12 protein-coding genes are annotated in these 16,455 nt (G+C 61.5%); 6 read left to right on the forward strand and 6 right to left on the reverse strand.

Annotated elements, in window-relative coordinates:
• Positions 1 to 46: 46 nt before the first annotated feature.
• Positions 47 to 904 (forward strand): helix-turn-helix transcriptional regulator, encoded by an 858-nt coding sequence (locus AACW87_RS05725; RefSeq protein WP_241324436.1) that lies wholly within the window; start codon positions 47 to 49, stop codon positions 902 to 904.
• Positions 905 to 972: 68 nt separating this feature from the next.
• Positions 973 to 2,667, forward strand: coding sequence for an NAD-dependent malic enzyme (locus AACW87_RS05730; protein WP_241324437.1), 1,695 nt, complete (start codon positions 973 to 975; stop codon positions 2,665 to 2,667).
• 122 nt (positions 2,668 to 2,789) lie between these two features.
• Here the strand turns inward: AACW87_RS05730 and AACW87_RS05735 are convergent, their stop codons facing one another.
• From AACW87_RS05735 to AACW87_RS05750, 4 genes are all read right to left on the reverse strand, one after another.
• Positions 2,790 to 3,848, reverse strand: coding sequence for an OmpA family protein (locus AACW87_RS05735; RefSeq protein WP_241324438.1), 1,059 nt, complete (start codon positions 3,846 to 3,848; stop codon positions 2,790 to 2,792).
• Between the two features lie 212 nt (positions 3,849 to 4,060).
• The gene (gene ompAII / locus AACW87_RS05740; RefSeq protein ID WP_103471339.1) at positions 4,061 to 5,062 is read right to left on the reverse strand and encodes a porin OmpAII; all 1,002 of its coding nucleotides are present in this window, start codon (positions 5,060 to 5,062) and stop codon (positions 4,061 to 4,063) included.
• A 431-nt stretch (positions 5,063 to 5,493) separates the two neighbouring features.
• Positions 5,494 to 6,528 (reverse strand): OmpA family protein, encoded by a 1,035-nt coding sequence (locus tag AACW87_RS05745; RefSeq protein WP_241324439.1) that lies wholly within the window; start codon positions 6,526 to 6,528, stop codon positions 5,494 to 5,496.
• Positions 6,529 to 6,837: 309 nt separating this feature from the next.
• Positions 6,838 to 7,434 (reverse strand): hypothetical protein, encoded by a 597-nt coding sequence (locus AACW87_RS05750; RefSeq protein ID WP_241324440.1) that lies wholly within the window; start codon positions 7,432 to 7,434, stop codon positions 6,838 to 6,840.
• Positions 7,435 to 7,693: 259 nt separating this feature from the next.
• Here AACW87_RS05750 and AACW87_RS05755 point away from each other — a divergent pair, with 259 nt between their 5' ends.
• Positions 7,694 to 7,960: a helix-turn-helix domain-containing protein gene (locus AACW87_RS05755; RefSeq protein ID WP_005298604.1), complete on the forward strand. Its 267-nt coding sequence runs from the start codon at positions 7,694 to 7,696 to the stop codon at positions 7,958 to 7,960.
• Between the two features lie 204 nt (positions 7,961 to 8,164).
• Positions 8,165 to 9,526 carry a sodium-dependent transporter gene (locus tag AACW87_RS05760; RefSeq protein WP_043134613.1) on the forward strand — a complete coding sequence of 454 codons (1,362 nt, stop codon included), beginning with the start codon at positions 8,165 to 8,167 and terminating at the stop codon, positions 9,524 to 9,526.
• Positions 9,527 to 9,605: 79 nt separating this feature from the next.
• Here AACW87_RS05760 and rssA read toward each other — a convergent pair whose 3' ends face one another.
• Complete coding sequence (rssA, locus tag AACW87_RS05765) at positions 9,606 to 10,472, reverse strand: patatin-like phospholipase RssA (protein ID WP_043134615.1); 867 nt, start codon at positions 10,470 to 10,472, stop codon at positions 9,606 to 9,608.
• Positions 10,473 to 10,505: 33 nt separating this feature from the next.
• Positions 10,506 to 12,062, reverse strand: coding sequence for a sensor domain-containing diguanylate cyclase (locus AACW87_RS05770; RefSeq protein ID WP_241324441.1), 1,557 nt, complete (start codon positions 12,060 to 12,062; stop codon positions 10,506 to 10,508).
• Between the two features lie 209 nt (positions 12,063 to 12,271).
• Here AACW87_RS05770 and AACW87_RS05775 point away from each other — a divergent pair, with 209 nt between their 5' ends.
• The gene (locus AACW87_RS05775) at positions 12,272 to 13,321 is read left to right on the forward strand and encodes an efflux RND transporter periplasmic adaptor subunit (protein WP_043134617.1); all 1,050 of its coding nucleotides are present in this window, start codon (positions 12,272 to 12,274) and stop codon (positions 13,319 to 13,321) included.
• Positions 13,321 to 16,440 carry an efflux RND transporter permease subunit gene (locus AACW87_RS05780; protein WP_241324442.1) on the forward strand — a complete coding sequence of 1,040 codons (3,120 nt, stop codon included), beginning with the start codon at positions 13,321 to 13,323 and terminating at the stop codon, positions 16,438 to 16,440. The genes AACW87_RS05775 and AACW87_RS05780 overlap by 1 nt, the downstream gene beginning before the upstream one ends.
• Positions 16,441 to 16,455 lie beyond the last annotated feature (15 nt).

Here is a 16,455-nt window from a genome sequence, read left to right on the forward strand (position 1 = left end):
GAGCCCCTCTCGGGTTTCTTGTTCAAAACTATCCTGTTGAGGCGTTATGGCATTTGTCAGCGAGTGTCTGGAGATAGCCCCGGCCTGCGAGGAGCGGATGCTGGGCCGTGAGGGACTGCCCCTGCTCGGCGAGGCGGGCATCTTTCTGACCGGGCTTTCGAACATCCGGGATCACTATCTCATTCGTCGCAACCGGCCCGAGTTTCACATCCTGATGGTGAGTCACGACGAGGGGGGCGCCCTGCTGAGCGACGAGGGGGAGCAGCCGATTCCGGCCGGGTCGCTCATCTTCCTGCCCGCCGCCGTGCCGGGCGGGCTGCGGCTCATTGGCGAGCACTGGCAGACCAGCTGGATTTTGCTCGATGACGTGCCGCGCTGGCAGCACTTGCACCGGCTCGGCCACCGCATCTGGCAGGGGGATGAGGGGGATCAGCTCTATCACCTGCTCAGCCTGATGCAGGGGGAGGGAGTGCGTTCGCCCCTGCAACCCCAGCTGCTCAGCCTGTTGCTGGCGCTGCTTGAGCGAACCCTGCAAGGGGAGGTGCGCGGCACCCCTGAGCTGAGGTTGCAGGCGCTGTTTCGGCGGGTGGAGGCACGCCTCGACGAGCCCTGGAGCGTGGCGCTGCTGGCCCGGCAGATGGCCTGCTCCGTGCCCCATCTGCATCGGCTCTGCCAGCAGGTATTCGGCATGGGGCCCATGGCCTGGCTCACCGGGCTTCGGATGAACAAGGCGCGCCAGCTGCTGCTCTACACCAACTGGCCGCTCGGCGAGCTGGCCAGCCGGGTCGGCTACAGCGACGGTGCCAACTTTGCCAACCGCTTTCGCCGCCTCACTGGTCAGACCCCAGGGGCCTTTCGTCGCCAGGGTCGCAAACCTTTTGCAACGGATGTGCAAACTCTTTGAAATTAATAGCGCAAGCCCATAGGATCGGCGGGTTCCTTTGTCCAGGCCATCGTTTAGGTACCCGATCCATGTTTGAAGATAATAACCAGAAACGCCCCCTCTACATTCCCTACGCCGGTCCCGCCCTGCTGGAGACCCCGCTGCTCAACAAGGGCAGCGCCTTCACCAGCGAAGAGCGCAGCAACTTCAACCTCGAAGGCTTGCTGCCCCAGAATATCGAGACCATCGAAGAGCAGGCCGAGCGGGCCTACCGTCAGTTCATGGCGTTTGGCAACGACATGGACAGGCACATCTACCTGCGCAACATCCAGGATACCAACGAGACGCTCTTCTACCGTCTGCTGCACAACCACCTGACCGAGATGCTGCCGGTCATCTACACCCCGACCGTGGGCAAGGCGTGCGAGGAGTTTTCCAACATCTACCGCCGCGCCCGTGGCCTCTTCATCTCCTATCCGGACAAGGACAGGATCGATGACATGCTGCAAAACGCCACCAAGCAGAACGTCAAGGTGATCGTGGTCACCGACGGTGAGCGCATCCTGGGTCTCGGCGATCAGGGCATCGGCGGCATGGGCATTCCCATCGGCAAGCTGTCGCTCTACACCGCCTGTGGCGGCATCTCCCCGGCCTACTGCCTGCCGGTGGTGCTGGACGTGGGCACCAACAACCAGCAACTGCTGAATGACCCCTTCTACATGGGCTGGCGCAACCCGCGCATCTCGGGTGAAGAGTACGCCGAGTTCGTCGATGCCTTCATTCAGGCGGTCAAGCGCCGCTGGCCGGAGATACTGCTGCAGTTCGAGGATTTCGCCCAGAACAACGCCATGCCGCTGCTCAACCGCTACAAGAACGAGCTCTGCTGCTTCAATGACGACATTCAGGGCACAGCCGCTGTCACCTTGGGCAGCCTGATCGCCGCCTGCAAGGCCTCCGGCGCCAAGCTCTCCGAGAAGCGGGTCGCCTTCCTCGGGGCGGGCAGCGCGGGCTGTGGCATCGCCGAGCAGATAGTGGCGCAGATGAAAGCCGAGGGGCTGACCGATGCCCAGGCCCGTGGCCGGGTCTTCATGGTGGACAGATTCGGTCTCATCACCGACAAGATCCCCAACCAGCTCGACTTCCAGCGCCGCCTCTCCCAGCCGGTGGATCGCATCGCCGACTGGCCGGTGGGGGACAACATCTCCCTGCTGGAGGTGATGGAGCACGGTCGCCCGGATATCCTGATCGGGGTCTCCGGCCAGCCGGGCCTGTTCACCGAAGAGGTGGTCAAGACCATGCACAAGCACTGTGCCCGCCCCATCATATTCCCGCTCTCCAACCCCACCTCGCGGGTCGAGGCGACCCCCGCCGATCTCATCCGCTGGACCGACGGTCAGGCACTGGTAGCCACCGGCAGCCCGTTTGCACCGGTGGAGTACAAGGGCAAGCGTTACGTCATCGCCCAGTGCAACAACTCCTTCATCTTCCCGGGGATAGGCCTTGGCGTCATCGCCGCCGGCGCCACCCGGGTGACCGATGCCATGCTGATGTCAGCCAGCCGGGCGCTGGCGGAGTGTTCGCCGCTGGTGAAGGGGGCCGAGGGCTCGCTGCTGCCGGATCTGGCGGATATCCATCAGGTCTCCCGCTACATCGCCAAGATGGTGGCCAAGACCGCCATGCTGCAGGGCAAGGCGGTGCAGACCCCGGACGAGGTGATAGAGCAGGCCATAGAAGCGAACTTCTGGCGACCAGAATACCGCCGCTATCGCCGCACCTCCTTCTGATCCTTCGCGCAGGGGAAAAGCAAAAGGGATGCCTCGGCATCCCTTTTTTGTGCACCTTGCACAGGTTTCCCCTTCCGGTGCTTCTCACACGTCTGACTGCTATCTTCGTTGTTTGGCGCGGCTTATTGCACTACCGGCTCAGCGGCAGGGGCCTCGGGGGCGCCCTGGGTGCCGGTGACCCGGACCTCTACCCGGCGATCCGGCCCGAGGCAGTCGATGAGCGCGGCCCTGGCCTTGATGGCATCACACTGGCTGCCGGTGACAGGGTTGCTCTCGCCATTGCCCTGGATGCTGACCTTGTCGGCGGGCAGACCCTTGCCAATCAGGAAGTTGGCGACCGTGCTTGCGCGGGCCTCCGACAGCGCCTGGTTGTTGGCATCCGAACCGATACGGTCCGTGTAGCCCATCACCACTGCGCTGCCATCCTTGGGCTGCACGTCGACTATCTGCTGATAGAGCGACTCCAGTGCCTGCATCCCCTCCGGTTTCAGATCCGCCTTGCCAAACGCAAACAGCACGTCCGAGCTCAGGTTGAAGGTCTGATCCACAGGCTCGGGTGCGGGCGGTGGCGGTGGGACGACAGCAGGGGCCGCGACAGGTTCGACCGGTTTGCTGCGGTTGGGGTGGATCACCAGCTCCAGAGTGGCTGTGCTGATATCGCTGACCCAGCGCTGGGTGCCGCTGTTGAGCTTGTCGTTGTCGGGATCGTCGCCGACCCGGACCATGTAGCGGTAGCGCGCCTGGATGTCGACCCAGTCGTGCAGCTTGGCGGTCAGGCCAAGGCCGGCCAGCGGTGCCAGGTTGTTGTCGCCGCCGTTGACGGACTTGACGTGGTAGATATAACCGCCCCCCTCGGCAAATACCGAGAAGATGTCACCAAGCGGCAAACGGCCTATCACCGATAGTGTGGCCCCCTGGCTGCTGAAGTCATTGCCCTGCACATCCCAGTCACCGGTTGACAGGTAGCCGAGCTCGGCTCCCAGATTCTCGGTGAAGTTGTAGCCGCCGAACAGGGAGAGTGCGGTGGCGTCCTTGCTCGCATCCTTGCCAAAATCACCCAGGTCGTGGGCGATGGCCCAGCCGCCACCGACCCCGGCATACCAGTCGTTGTCCGGCGCCGCCTGTGCGCCCGTGGCCGCCAATGCCAATGCAATCCAAACAGGTTTCAGTCTTATGTTCATCGCGTATCCTCGTCGATGTTTGGTGTCGTAGGGCTCCAGCCCTGTTGTGTACAACCACCACTATTTATAGGCGATACAGGGTTTTTAACCACTTAGGTGGTATTTGGAATTGCAACGAGTGGGACGAGGTCACAAAACGGGGGGATGAGCGGTGATCCCGAGGCAATAAAAAAGGAGGCCATCAGGCCTCCTTCCTATGCCACCTGAGTGACTTACTGTTTCACTTCCTGTACGCCGGTGACGCGCACTTCAACGCGACGATCCGGGGCCAGGCAGGCGATCAGCTGTGCCTTGGCCTTGATGCCGTTGCACTGGGTGCCGGTGACCGGGCTGGCTTCGCCACGACCTTCGATGGCGACCTTGCCGGCAGGCAGACCCTTGCCGACCAGGAAGTCGGCCACGGTGCGGGCGCGGGCTTCGGACAGCTTCAGGTTGTAGGCGTCAGAACCGATGCGGTCTGTGTAGCCAACGACCACGGCGCTGCCATCTTTCGGCTGCACGTCGACGATCTGCTGATACAGGGTATTGAGCGCGGCAACGCCTTCCGGTTTCAGGGTGGATTTGCCGAAGGCAAACAGCACGTCCGAGCTCAGGGCGAAGTTCTTGTCGACGACCACGGGCTCAGGAACCGGCTCGGGCGCCGGTGCCGGGACAGGGGCAACATAAGAGGTGCGGTTCGGGTGCATCACCAGTTCCAGGGTGGCCACGCTCATGTTGGTTTCCCAGGTCTTCTGCTCATCACCCAGGTTCCACATGTAGCGGTAGCGGGCTTGCACATCGATGAGGTCGGAGAGCTTGGCGGTCAGGCCCAGACCGGCCAGCGGCGCAGTGCCGTTGTCGCTGCTGCCGTTGCCGTTGACGTGGTTGAAGTAGGCGCCGCCTTCTGCAAACACGGAGAAGATGTCGTTCAGCGGCAGACGGGCAAGACCGGACAGGGTGGCACCCTGGGTCTTGAAGTCAACGCCATCGACGCCACCCTTGCCGGCGTAGAGGTAGCCCAGTTCGGCACCGAAGTTTTCGGTGAAGTTGTAGCCGCCAAACAGGGAGAGCGCGGTGGCGTCCTTGTCAGCGTCTTTGCCAAAGTCGTTCAGGTCGTGGCCATAAGCCCAACCTGCGCCGATACCTGTGTACCAGTCGTTGGCTGCCTGAGCGGTGGAAGTTCCCATGGCCGCGATGGCCAGAGCAATCAGGGCGGGTGCCATTTTCATTTTCATCGTTTTATCCTCGTTGAGTTTGCCGTGCTAGGGCGTACTGCGCACTCTTCAGTTATACCGGCCACAAGTGACAATTCAGCTGCGACCTCCATGGTGAACCACGGCTGGCTTGAATGAAAAAAGAGATGGTTCCTGGATACTCATGAAGTCTTGGCTTCATGGACAACTAACCGGACAAGAAGCACTTTTAATAGTTCATCCAATACCTTACAAGCGGGGTTACTGTATTCTTTTGACTCGCTTTGATCAAGTTTCTGTACAGATATCCAGCGGTAGTGCGGGTTGGAGCGAAAAAGCAGGCCATGCGGCGGGGGAGAGGGTTTGACAGAAAGTGTCGCGTCTTGCTGCGTTTACCGTCAATCAATGGCAAGCGGGAAAACAAAAGGGGATGCCGTGGCATCCCCTTTTCGCATCATCTGAACAGAGTCAGATTATTTCTGAACTTCTTGTACGCCAGAGACGCGAACTTCTACGCGACGATCCGGGGCCAGGCAGGAGATCAGCTGAGCTTTAGCCTTGACGGCGTTGCACTTGGTGCCAGTAACCGGGTTGGCTTCGCCACGACCTTCTACTGCAACCTTGCTGGCAGCCATACCCTTGCTCACCAGGAAGTTGGCAACGGTACGGGCACGGGCTTCGGACAGCTTCTGGTTGTAAGCGTCGGAACCGATGCGGTCGGTGTAACCAACGACAACAGCGTTGCCATCTTTCGGCTGGAATTCAACGATTTGCTGATACAGACCGTTCAGGGCTGCAACGCCTTCCGGCTTCAGGCTGTCTTTGCCAAAGGCAAACAGCACGTCGGAGTTCAGCGCGAAGTTCTTCTCGACAACCTGCGGGGCAGGAGCCGGAGCTTCTTCAACAACAGGAGCCGGAGCCGGCGCTACGTAGGAAGAACGGAACGGGTGGTATACGGCTTCCAGGGTCGCAACGCTCTGGTTGGACTTGTAGCGTACGTCGTCAGGAGCGTCGCCTACGTGCAGGTCAGCCACGTCCCACATGTAGCGGTAGCGAGCTTGCAGATCCAGCGCGTCGTTGACCTTGTAGGTCACGCCCAGGCCAGCCAGCGGGGATACTTTGGTGTCGCTGGTGCCCAGACCGTCGGTGTGAGCCCAGTAGGCGCCGCCTTCAGCGAAGGCAGAGAAGTCGCCGCCCAGCGGCAGACGAGCGATACCGGACAGGGTGGCACCCTGGTTCTCGTAACGCAGACCTTCGGTGTTGCCACGGCCAGCGTACTGGTAGCCGAATTCGGTACCGAAGTTTTCGGTGAAGTTGTAGCCTACGAAGGCGTTGGCAGCAGCCGCGTCTTCAGTACCAGCGTAACCACCGCCATCGATCTTGTTCAGACCGTTGAAGTGGGCAGCACCGACACCGGCACCGAAGTAGATGTCGTCAGCGGCGTGAGCTGCAGTTGCACCCATGGCAGCCATAGCGATGGCGATCAGGGAAGGAGCCATTTTCATCATAAAAAAATCCTCGTTGAGATGGCACGTTGTTCACGTGCTTCGCACTTTTTAATTTATGTAAGCTGCAGGCTCTGCCGAACAACAGCGTTGAGTCTGGCAGGGATCCCGGTTCCATCCGGGAGGCACACATTCCTGGTGCACAAAGCGAGCGGGTGGCAGCGTAAGCAATGCCTTCAACCCTTCACGAACAGCCGATGTCATTCCGATGACGTGGCGCACTCTATGCCGATTTCAAAACATGATCAAGCTCACACATAAGCCATATGGCAAATTGTGTCGTGTGGATAACTGGCTGTTTATCCAAATTAATTAGTGATCCAAATAGGCTCTGTGCAGCTTCTTTTCGAGTTTCATATAGGCCTGAACCCAGTCAGATTGCGCCATGGAGGGAGATTCCCTCGTCTGGAACACCGCCAGATAATCGGCCTGGGTTGCTTCGCACAGTAAGGGTGTGAAGCTGAGCAAAAAATGACGGGCAAGGTAGGGATCGAGGGGCCAGATGTTGAGGATGGCCCGTGCCACGGGCTGAACCGCAGCTGAACAGCGAAAATGGCGGTGACCCGCTTCCAGCCAGAGTGCCATCTCGGCGAGCCCGCTTTCGGGTACCAGACCGCCGTCGCCCTGCTCGTTGGCAAGGGCAAGGCGCTGGCCATTGCCGAGCAGCAGATGTCCGTCTTGTTGCAAGACGCCATCGTGACTGCGCAGGGTCAGCCCCGCCACTGGCTGTTCGATAAACAGGCTGCTTTTGTCATCGAGCGCAGTCAAAACCGCTGCCGCCTGCTCATGCATGGCGGCAGGCAACCAGAAGGCTTCGGCGCGTGTCTGCTGGCCTTGCATCAACTGGCGGGTGAGTTCTGCAGGTGTTGAAACTGGGTGTAAACAGGAGATTATGCCGGGGAGCGCCATGAGTTCCTACTCTTTAGGGATAGCTGGCGGATTATACGAGTTATTCCTGCAGCAACAATAAAGGTTTCTTTTCGAGACTGTTTACCTGAGGCGGTTGAGCGATTACCATCCCCGATGTTTGCAAGGGTTGTCGTCGAAAGACGCTGATTAAAGATAGAGGCTCGACCATAACGAGTCCGTTCAAAACTGATACACTTGACTACGAGTCGTCGCGAAAAATAAAGGTGGAGTCAATCCGCCGTACGGAGTATGGAACAATATGAATTCAAATATCGTAACTGTTGGTAAGAAGATCCGTCAGATCCGTGAAGCGGTCGGTTTGAGCCGTCCCAAGTTTGCCGATCTGCTGGGCGTTCCCCCGACCACCCTGAAGAACTATGAACTGGGTTATCGTGAAGTAGGTGGCGCCTTCCTGGTGGCACTGGCGCATCACCCTGAGCTGCACAAGTTCACCCTCTGGCTGCTGGCTGACAAGAAAGTCGCCGAAATTGGCCAGATCGGTCCGGACGATATTGCCAAGGCTTGATTTAATTGGGCTTTGACAAAAATGCCGCCATTGAGGCGGCATTTTTTTATCCATCAAATAACCACTTCATTTAATTAAATTTGGCTAAGTGTGCTCTCACCAAGGCTTTTCACGAAAATACCTTGGCAAGTCGGATTAATCCTCAGAAAATTCCTGCCCTAAAATCAGGGTTATCCTTCGCATGATGCGCACAGTGAGACAAGCATGAGTCAAATCCTTCCCCAGGCCAGAGATGGCTTTACCAGTAAATTCGGTGTCCTTGCCGCCACCCTGGGTTCAGCCGTCGGGCTGGGCAATATCTGGAAATTTCCCTACCTGACGGGTGAAAACGGCGGCGCCGGTTTTCTGCTGGTCTATGTGATTGCCACCCTGCTGGTGGGGCTGCCGGTGATGATTTCCGAGATCATGCTGGGTCGCAAGGGCAAGGCCGATGCGGTGACCACCCTGAGCAAGCTGGGTCCCAAGGGACAGCCCTGGTGGCTGATCGCCCTGATGGGGGTGGTCGCGGCCTTCCTCATCATGTCCTTCTATTCCGAAGTGGCGGCCTGGGTGTTCGCCTATATCTTCAAGGCCATCAGCGGCGAGATACTGTCGACCGACCCTGCGGTCACGGGCGCGGCCTTCAATGCACTCATCACCAACCCGCTGCAGAGCCTGCTCTGGCAATGGTTGGTACTGGCGCTGATGGGGGGCATACTGCTGATGGGGGTCTCCAAGGGGATCGAAGCGGTCACCAAGAAGCTGATGCCGGTGCTCTTCATCCTGCTGCTGGTGATCGGCATTCGCAGTCTGACCCTGCCGGGTGCTAGCCAGGGTCTGCATTTTCTGTTCTCGCCGGACTTTTCCAAGATCACCGCCGGCGTGGTGCTGACCGCCATGGGGCTGGCCTTCTTCAAGCTCTCCATCGGCATGGGTTGCATGATGACCTATGGCAGCTACTTCCGGGATGATCAGAACATTCCGCTCACCACCTTCCGGGTGATGTGCGCCGATCTGTTCGTCTCCATGCTGGCGGGGATCGCCATCTTCCCGGCCGTGTTCGCCTTCGGGTTCGAGCCCTCCGCCGGTCCCTCCCTGCTGTTCATCACCATTCCTGCTGTGTTTGCCAGCATTCCGTTCGGCCACCTGTTCATGGTGCTGTTCTTCGTGCTTTCTGCCATCGCGGCGACGGGCGCCATGCTCTCCATCCTGGAAGTGCCTGTCTCTGTGGTGTCCGAGCGTTTCCACATGAGCCGCCCCAAGGCGACCCTGCTCAACCTGCTGGTGCTGGGGGCGGTCGGTTCGACCTGTGCGCTCTCCAACAGCTCGCTGGCGGAGGTGCAGATCGCCGGCAAGACCTTCTTCGACCTGTTCGACTTCGTCTCCTCCAACGTATTGATGCCTCTTGGCGGTATCTTCCTCTGCCTGTTCGTGGGCTGGGTGTGGGGCTTTGAGCGGATGAAGGAGGCGCTGACCAACGGCGGTGAACTGGAGCTGGCCATCCTCAAGCCGCTGTTCTTCATCATTCGTTATGTGTCGCCGCTGCTGATCCTGATCGTCATGCTCAAAGGGCTGGGGCTGTTCTGATGGCTTGCCTGCCGCAAGAAAGCAAAAAGAGCGCCGTTGGCGCTCTTTTTTTATGGGCTCGTCAGGTTGGCACCCGGCGTCATATCAAGCCGAGGCGGGAGAGCTCCTCCTTGAGTTGCTCCACGTTGCGCTCGACGCAGGCCTCCCCCTCGTTGATGGCATCACCCGCCCGGTGAAAGTCCATGATGGAGAAGCTGCCAAGGCGCGGGCAGAGCTGGATCTCGGGGGGATCCCCCGCCATCCGGGCGCGGGTGATCCGCTCCTGCATTATGTTGATGGAGCCTGTCATCACGCTCCACATGCCGGGGGTGTTGGGGCCCTCACCCCGGTTGAACCACTGGCTGAAGCGGTTGCCGCTGACGGGCTCGTCTGGCTCGTCGGTCCAGGGCTGGTGCATGTCGGCGTTGAGGTTGACGGCGATCACCACCTCGGCCCCCATGGCGCGGGCCAGCGAGATGGGCACAGGGTTGACCACGGCGCCATCCACCAGCCAGCGATCCTCGACCAGGGTGGGGGTCAGTATGCCGGGCATGCCACAGGAGGCGCGCACGCACTGGCGCAGCGGCCCCTGTTGCAGCCAGATCTCGCGACCGGTATCCAGCTCGGTGGCGACGCAGGCGAAGGGCAGCGGCAGGCTCTCGATGGCGGGATCCCCTAAGTGATTGGCGGCGATGCCGAACACCTTTTCACCGCGAAACAGGCCGCCGGAGAGGGCGGGATCGAGCAGGCCGACCACCTGCAGCCGGCTGAAGCCGCGCACCCAGGACTCCAGTTTGTCCAGCTCGCCCGCGGCATAGGCGGCGCCGACGAAGCTGCCGATGGAGCAGCCTGCCACCAGATCCGGTTTGACACCGAGCCGCTCCAGTGCCCGTATGATGCCGATGTGCGCCCATCCTCGGGCAGCGCCACTGCCCAGAGCCAATCCCACGCGGGGTTTTCGTGACACTTTGTCTCTCCTGAGGTGAGTGAGGCGTTCAGCTTACCCGGTGTTTTTTGCGCCGTCATCCTGCCAGCGTTCGCTGCGGTTGCGACCGTTGGCCTTGGCCCGATAGAGGGCCACGTCCGCCCGGCGGATCGCCTCCTGCAGCTGTGTCTCGGGGGCGCAGTGGTGATAGCCCAGGCTGACGGTGACCGCCAGGGTGGGCGCAATCTCGCCCCACGGATGGCGGGCTATCTGCAGGCGCAACCGCTCGGTCAGCTGATCCAGCGGCTCGGACCCCTTGGCAACCAGCAGCAGAAATTCCTCGCCACCCCAGCGGATCAGGGCATCCTCTTTTCTGGTCTGGCTCTGGCAGAGCCTGACCAGCTGGATCAGCACCCGATCGCCGACTTCGTGACCAAAGCGGTCGTTGACCAGCTTGAAGTGATCGCAATCGAACATGATCACCCCGACGCCGCGCGCCCTGGCATGGGCTCGGGCCTGTTCAAATTCGTCGAAGTAGTGGCGGTTGAAGGCGCCGGTCAGGGCATCGTGGTTGGAGAGATAGTCCAGCTGCCGGTTCAGGCGGTGGGACTTGAGGCTGGAGAGCGCCGCCAGCACCATGAAGAGGATGGCGATCAGGGTCGGGGCAGATTGCCAGAGCAGGGCCTGCAACAGGGAGAGCAGCGGGATGCGATGGATCAGGGTGAGCCCGGTATCGGGAATGGCGTGGACCAGTTGAAAGGCGCCCTGGCGCCATTGGTAGCTATCCCGTTCGGCCTGGAACTTTGGGACAAAGTCAGCTCCCTGATGATTGCTGGCCAGGATCTGCTGATGCTGATTGACCAGAAACAGGCTGCCGATGCCGGGTGTGGACTCATCCAGCAGCTGTTCGAGCCGCGAGAGCAGCACATCTATGCTGATGACGCCCACCAGCACCTGATCCTTCACTATGGGTTGCGACAGTGAGATCATCTGTCCCTCCCCGGCAAAGTCCTCATAAGGGCGCGATACGATGGCGCGCTGGCTGGGGTTTTGTTGTTTCAGGGCATCCTGCCAGTAGGATTTCAGATAGATGGCGCGATGAAAGCGAAACTGGCTGGAGGGGATCCAGGGGTAGAGGTAGATGAAGTCATCCACCCCTGTGAAGTAGATCCAGGCAACCTTGTCCCCCAGCAGCTTGTTGGTGGTGGAGAGCAGGGGGGAGAGGCTCAGCGCCAGGTGCAGTCTGGCTTCCCGCTCGCTGCCCCGGGCCGGCAGCTGGCCCAGCCCGGTCAGATTGCCGCTGAGCCCCTCGGGCAGGTTGCCGGGCACCTTGTCCAGCGAGAACCCCCTCTCCGGCGAGGCTTGCAGGGCGCCATAGAGCTGGCGGGTCAGCGCCGACTGCGGATTGCTGCGCAGTCGCTCCTCGGCCTGGCCGCGCATGGCCTCGAGAAAGGTCTCCATCTGCTGAAACTGGGATCGCAAGCGGGCGGCCGTGTTGAGGGTGTCGCGCTCATAGAGTTCGGTGACATGTTTCAGGGTCTGATGAATCGTGAGGGTCAGCAGCAGTGTGACGACGGCGCCAAGCAGCCATTGCAGTTTGTGTGTGACGAGAGCGGGGCGTGGTGCAGGCATAGGCGGTGGGGCTGGGTCTGGGCGGTTCGGTTCATCAGTGTAGGGCAGAACTGTCAGGAACGTCTCCTGTGGATCCGGTTTAGGTGATCTTCCACCGCTCCTGTTACGTTTTGTCACATTTATACATAGTCACGGCATAGTCAGGGGGTAACATTGTACCCATCATTGATGAAGTGCCCCCCTTTTCTCTTAATTTCATGGATTGCTTGATGAAAATGCGTATGTGGCTGTCGATAGCCTGTCTCTCCCTGCTGATGTCGGGTGTCTGGTATTACCGTAACAACGAACCTGCCAGCAAACCCCAGCCCCGCCAGGTCAATATCAGGGCGCAGACGGTCAAGCAGAGCCTGGCCGAACCCACCATCAAGCTGGTGAGCAAGCTGGCGGCCAACCGCTCCGTGGTGATAAGCCCCGAGGTGACAGGCCGCATCGTCAAGATAGCGGTGCGCTCCGGCCAGCAGGTCAAGCGGGGCGATACCCTGATCGCCCTGGATACGGGCAAGCAGCTCGCTGAGCTGGCGGAGCAGAACGCCAGCGTGCGCGACGAGGCCCGCAAGCTGCGGGACATGCGCCGACTGGTGGCGCGCGGTGCCATCACCACCTCAGAGCTGGAAGGGCAGGAGGCCATAGTGGCCCAGGCCCAGGCCCGCGCCGATGCGGCCAAGTACGAGCTGTCGCTGCGCACCCTGCAGGCGCCGTTTGACGGCACCGTCAGCCTGATAGACCTGAGCGAAGGGGCCCTGGTCAACAGCGGCGATACCCTGCTCCATCTCGATGAGCTGGCCAAGCTGCGGCTCGATCTGGCGGTGCCAGAGCGCTATCTCTCCCTGCTGCGCCCCGGCATGGCGGTGACGGCGACCAGCTCGGCCTGGCCGGATCAAGCGTTCAGCGGCGTGCTGGAGACCCTCGACAGTCGCGTCTCCAACGATACCCAGAACATCAAGGCGCGCGTCATCATCCCCAATCCCGATGGTCAGCTGCGCCCCGGCATGCTGCTCAACGTCGAGCTCTCCCTGCCACCCCAGAAGATGACACTGATCCCGGCCCAGTCGGTGGAGTATGCCGGTGCGCAACGCTTCGTCTATCGCCTGGAGGCGGACGGTCGGGTGACGCGGGTACCCGTGGTGCTGGGGGATACCCATGGCGAGGAGGTGTGGGTCACCGAGGGCCTGAAGGTCGGCGATCGCATCGCGGTCGAGGGGCTGGTCAATCTGCGTGACGGTGCCAGCGTGCACGATCTGGCGGAGGTAAAAGGCTGATGTGGCTCTCCGATATTTCTGTTCGCCGCCCGCTGGTGGCCGTGGTAGTGAGCGCCCTGCTGACCGTGTTCGGTCTGGTGGCCTTCAGCAAGCTGACGGTGCGGGAGATGCCGGACGTGCAGATCCCGTCCGTCTCCATCTCCACCACCTATGAGGGGGCGGCACCCGCCGTCATGGAGAGCCAGGTCACCAAGCCCATCGAGGATCAGCTCTCCGGCATCAGCGGCATCAAGAACATCAACTCTGTGACCCGCAAGGGGCGCTCCGTCATCACTGTGGAGTTCAAGCTCGGCTGGAACATGGTGGAGGGCACCTCGGATGTGCGTGACGCCATCTCCCGCGCCCGCCCCAGGCTGCCGGATGACGTGGATGAACCCATGGTCACCAAGGACAACGGCAACGGCGACGTGGCGGTCTGGCTCAACTTCAGCAGCACCCAGATGGACCGTACTGCCATGACCGACTACGCCAACCGCGTGCTGGTCGATCCCCTGAGTCTGGTGGACGGAGTGAGCGAGGTGGCCCTCTCCGGCGATCTGACCCAGGTGATGTACGTGCGGCTGCGTCCCGCCGACATGGCGGCCCGTGGCATTACTGTGGCGGACGTGCAGGATGCCCTCAAGCGCGAGAACATAGAGCTGCCGGGCGGCGAAATTCGCAACAACAGCATGACGATGGCGGTGCAGATCGCCCGTCTCTACCACACGGCCGCCGATTTTCAGGCCTTGCAGGTGCGCACCGCCGACAACGGCCAGAGCATCTACCTGGCGGATATCGCCGACGTGGAGGTCGGCGCCAAGAACGAAGACAGCGCCTACCAGCGCAACGGCCGCGAGAGCCTGGGGATAGGCATAGTGGCCCAGTCCACCGCCAATCCGCTGGCGGTGGCGCAGGGGGTCGAGAAGAAGATGGCCGAGATGCAGCGCTTCCTGCCGGAGGGCGCCACCCTGGAGATTGACTACGACTCCACCATCTTCATCAAGCAGGCCATCGACGAGGTGTACGAGACGCTGGCCATCTGCGCCGTGCTGGTGGTGGCCGTGCTCTACCTGTTCCTGGGGCAGGGGCGTACCACTTTGATCCCGGCCATTACAGTGCCTGTGTCGCTCATCTCGGCCTTCATCGGGGCCTGGTATCTCGGTTTTTCCATCAACCTCATCACACTGCTGGCCCTTATTCTCGCCATCGGTCTGGTGGTGGATGACGCCATAGTCGTGGTGGAGAACATCCACCACCACCTGCAACGGGGCGAGCCACCGCTGCTGGCGGCCTGGCACGGCACCCGCGAGGTGGGTTTTGCCGTGGTGGCGACCACGGCCGTGCTGGTGATGGTGTTCGTGCCCATCGCCTTCATGGATGGCATGGTGGGGCGGCTCTTTACCGAGTTCGCCATCCTGCTCTCCCTGGCTGTGCTCTTCTCCTCCCTGGTGGCGCTGACCCTGACCCCGGCCATGGGCTCCTGGCTGATGCGCTCGGTCGACAAGCCCAACGTGCTGACGGCGGCGCTCGATCGCGGCCTCGGCTGGGTGGAGAAGCACTATCGCAATCTGCTGGGCTGGGTGCTGCGCCGCTCGGCCTGGACTCCGCTGGTGCTGCTGCTCTGCCTCGGCGGCATCGGCGCCCTGTTTGGCCAGCTGCCCACCAGTCTGACCCCGACCGAGGATCGGGGCGTGCTCTATGTGTTCGTGAAAGGGGCCGAGGGCACCAGCATAGAGCGGATGAAGCGCAACATGCAGCAGGTGGAGGCGGCCATCATGCCGCTGCTGGGCAAGGGGGTGGTGCAGGCCATGAGCTTCAGCACCCCGGCCTTCGGCCGTGGCGGCGATCAGACCGGGATGGCGATCATCCAGCTCACCGACTGGGCTGAGCGGGACGAAACCGCCACCGAGTTTGCCCAGTCTCTGAGCGGGCGGCTGGCCGGCATTCCCGACGTGATGATCCGTACCTTCCAGCCGGGCTTTCGCGGCGGCTCCACCGCCGCGGTGCAGTTCGTGCTGCAGGGCTCGGACTATGCCGAGCTCTATCAGCAGGGGCTGGCCCTGAAAGAGGCGGCGGCCCAGAGCGGCCTGATGGTGACGCCGGATCTCGACTACGCCGAGAAGACCCCCGAACTGCAGGTGACCATAGAGCGGGACAGAGCCAGCCAGCTCGGCATTCCGGTGTCGACCGTGGCCAGCTCGCTGCAGGCCCTGCTCGGTGGCGTCAGCCAGACCACCTATGTGGACAGGGGCGAGGAGTACGACGTCTATCTGCGCGCCAATCAGCGTGACTTCAACGGCGTGTCCGATCTCAGCCGCATCTATCTCAAGGCCGCCAGTGGCGAGATGGTGAGCCTCTCCACCCTGGCGACCGTCACCCAGGTGGCGAGCCCGCAGCGGCTCAACCACTACCAGCGGCAGAAGGCGGTGACCCTGACCGCCGATCTGGCGCCGGATCGCACCCTGGGCGAGGCACTGGACTTCCTCGATGGTTGGGCCAGCGCCAATCTGCCGAGCGGCATGACGGTGGATTACGCCGGTGAGTCCAAGGATTATCGCGACAACCAGGGCGAGATGGTGATGGTGTTCGCGCTGGCCCTGCTGGTGGTCTATCTGGTGCTGGTGGCCCAGTTCGAGAGCATGCTGACCCCGGCTGTGGTGATGGTGACGGTACCGCTCGGCATCTTCGGCGGTCTGCTCGGCCTCTGGCTGACGGGGCAGGAGATGAGCATCTACAGCCAGATCGGCATGATCATGCTGATCGGCATGGTGACCAAGAACGGTATCTTGATCGTGGAGTTCATCAATCAGCTGCGCCAGCGTGGCGAGGCCTTCGATGACGCCATCATAGCCGGCTCGGTGCGCCGTCTGCGCCCTATACTGATGACCTCGCTGACCGCCATTATCGGCGCCGTACCGCTGATGGTCTCCATGGGGGCGGGTTACGAGAGCCGGATGGCGGTGGGGACTGTGGTCTTCTTCGGGCTCTCCTTGGCGACCCTGGTGACCCTGGTGATGGTGCCTGCCATCTATCATTTGCTGGCCAAACGGGCGGGCATGACGGGGGCGCGAGATCTGCTGGTGGACGAGGCGCTGGCAGCCCAGTCGGCGGTGAAAGCCGAGGACAAACCGGCGGTCTGATACCTACACCCATAT

It is taken from the genome of Aeromonas sp. MR7, assembly GCF_963899385.1.
Classification (GTDB): Bacteria; Pseudomonadota; Gammaproteobacteria; order Enterobacterales; family Aeromonadaceae; genus Aeromonas; species Aeromonas bestiarum.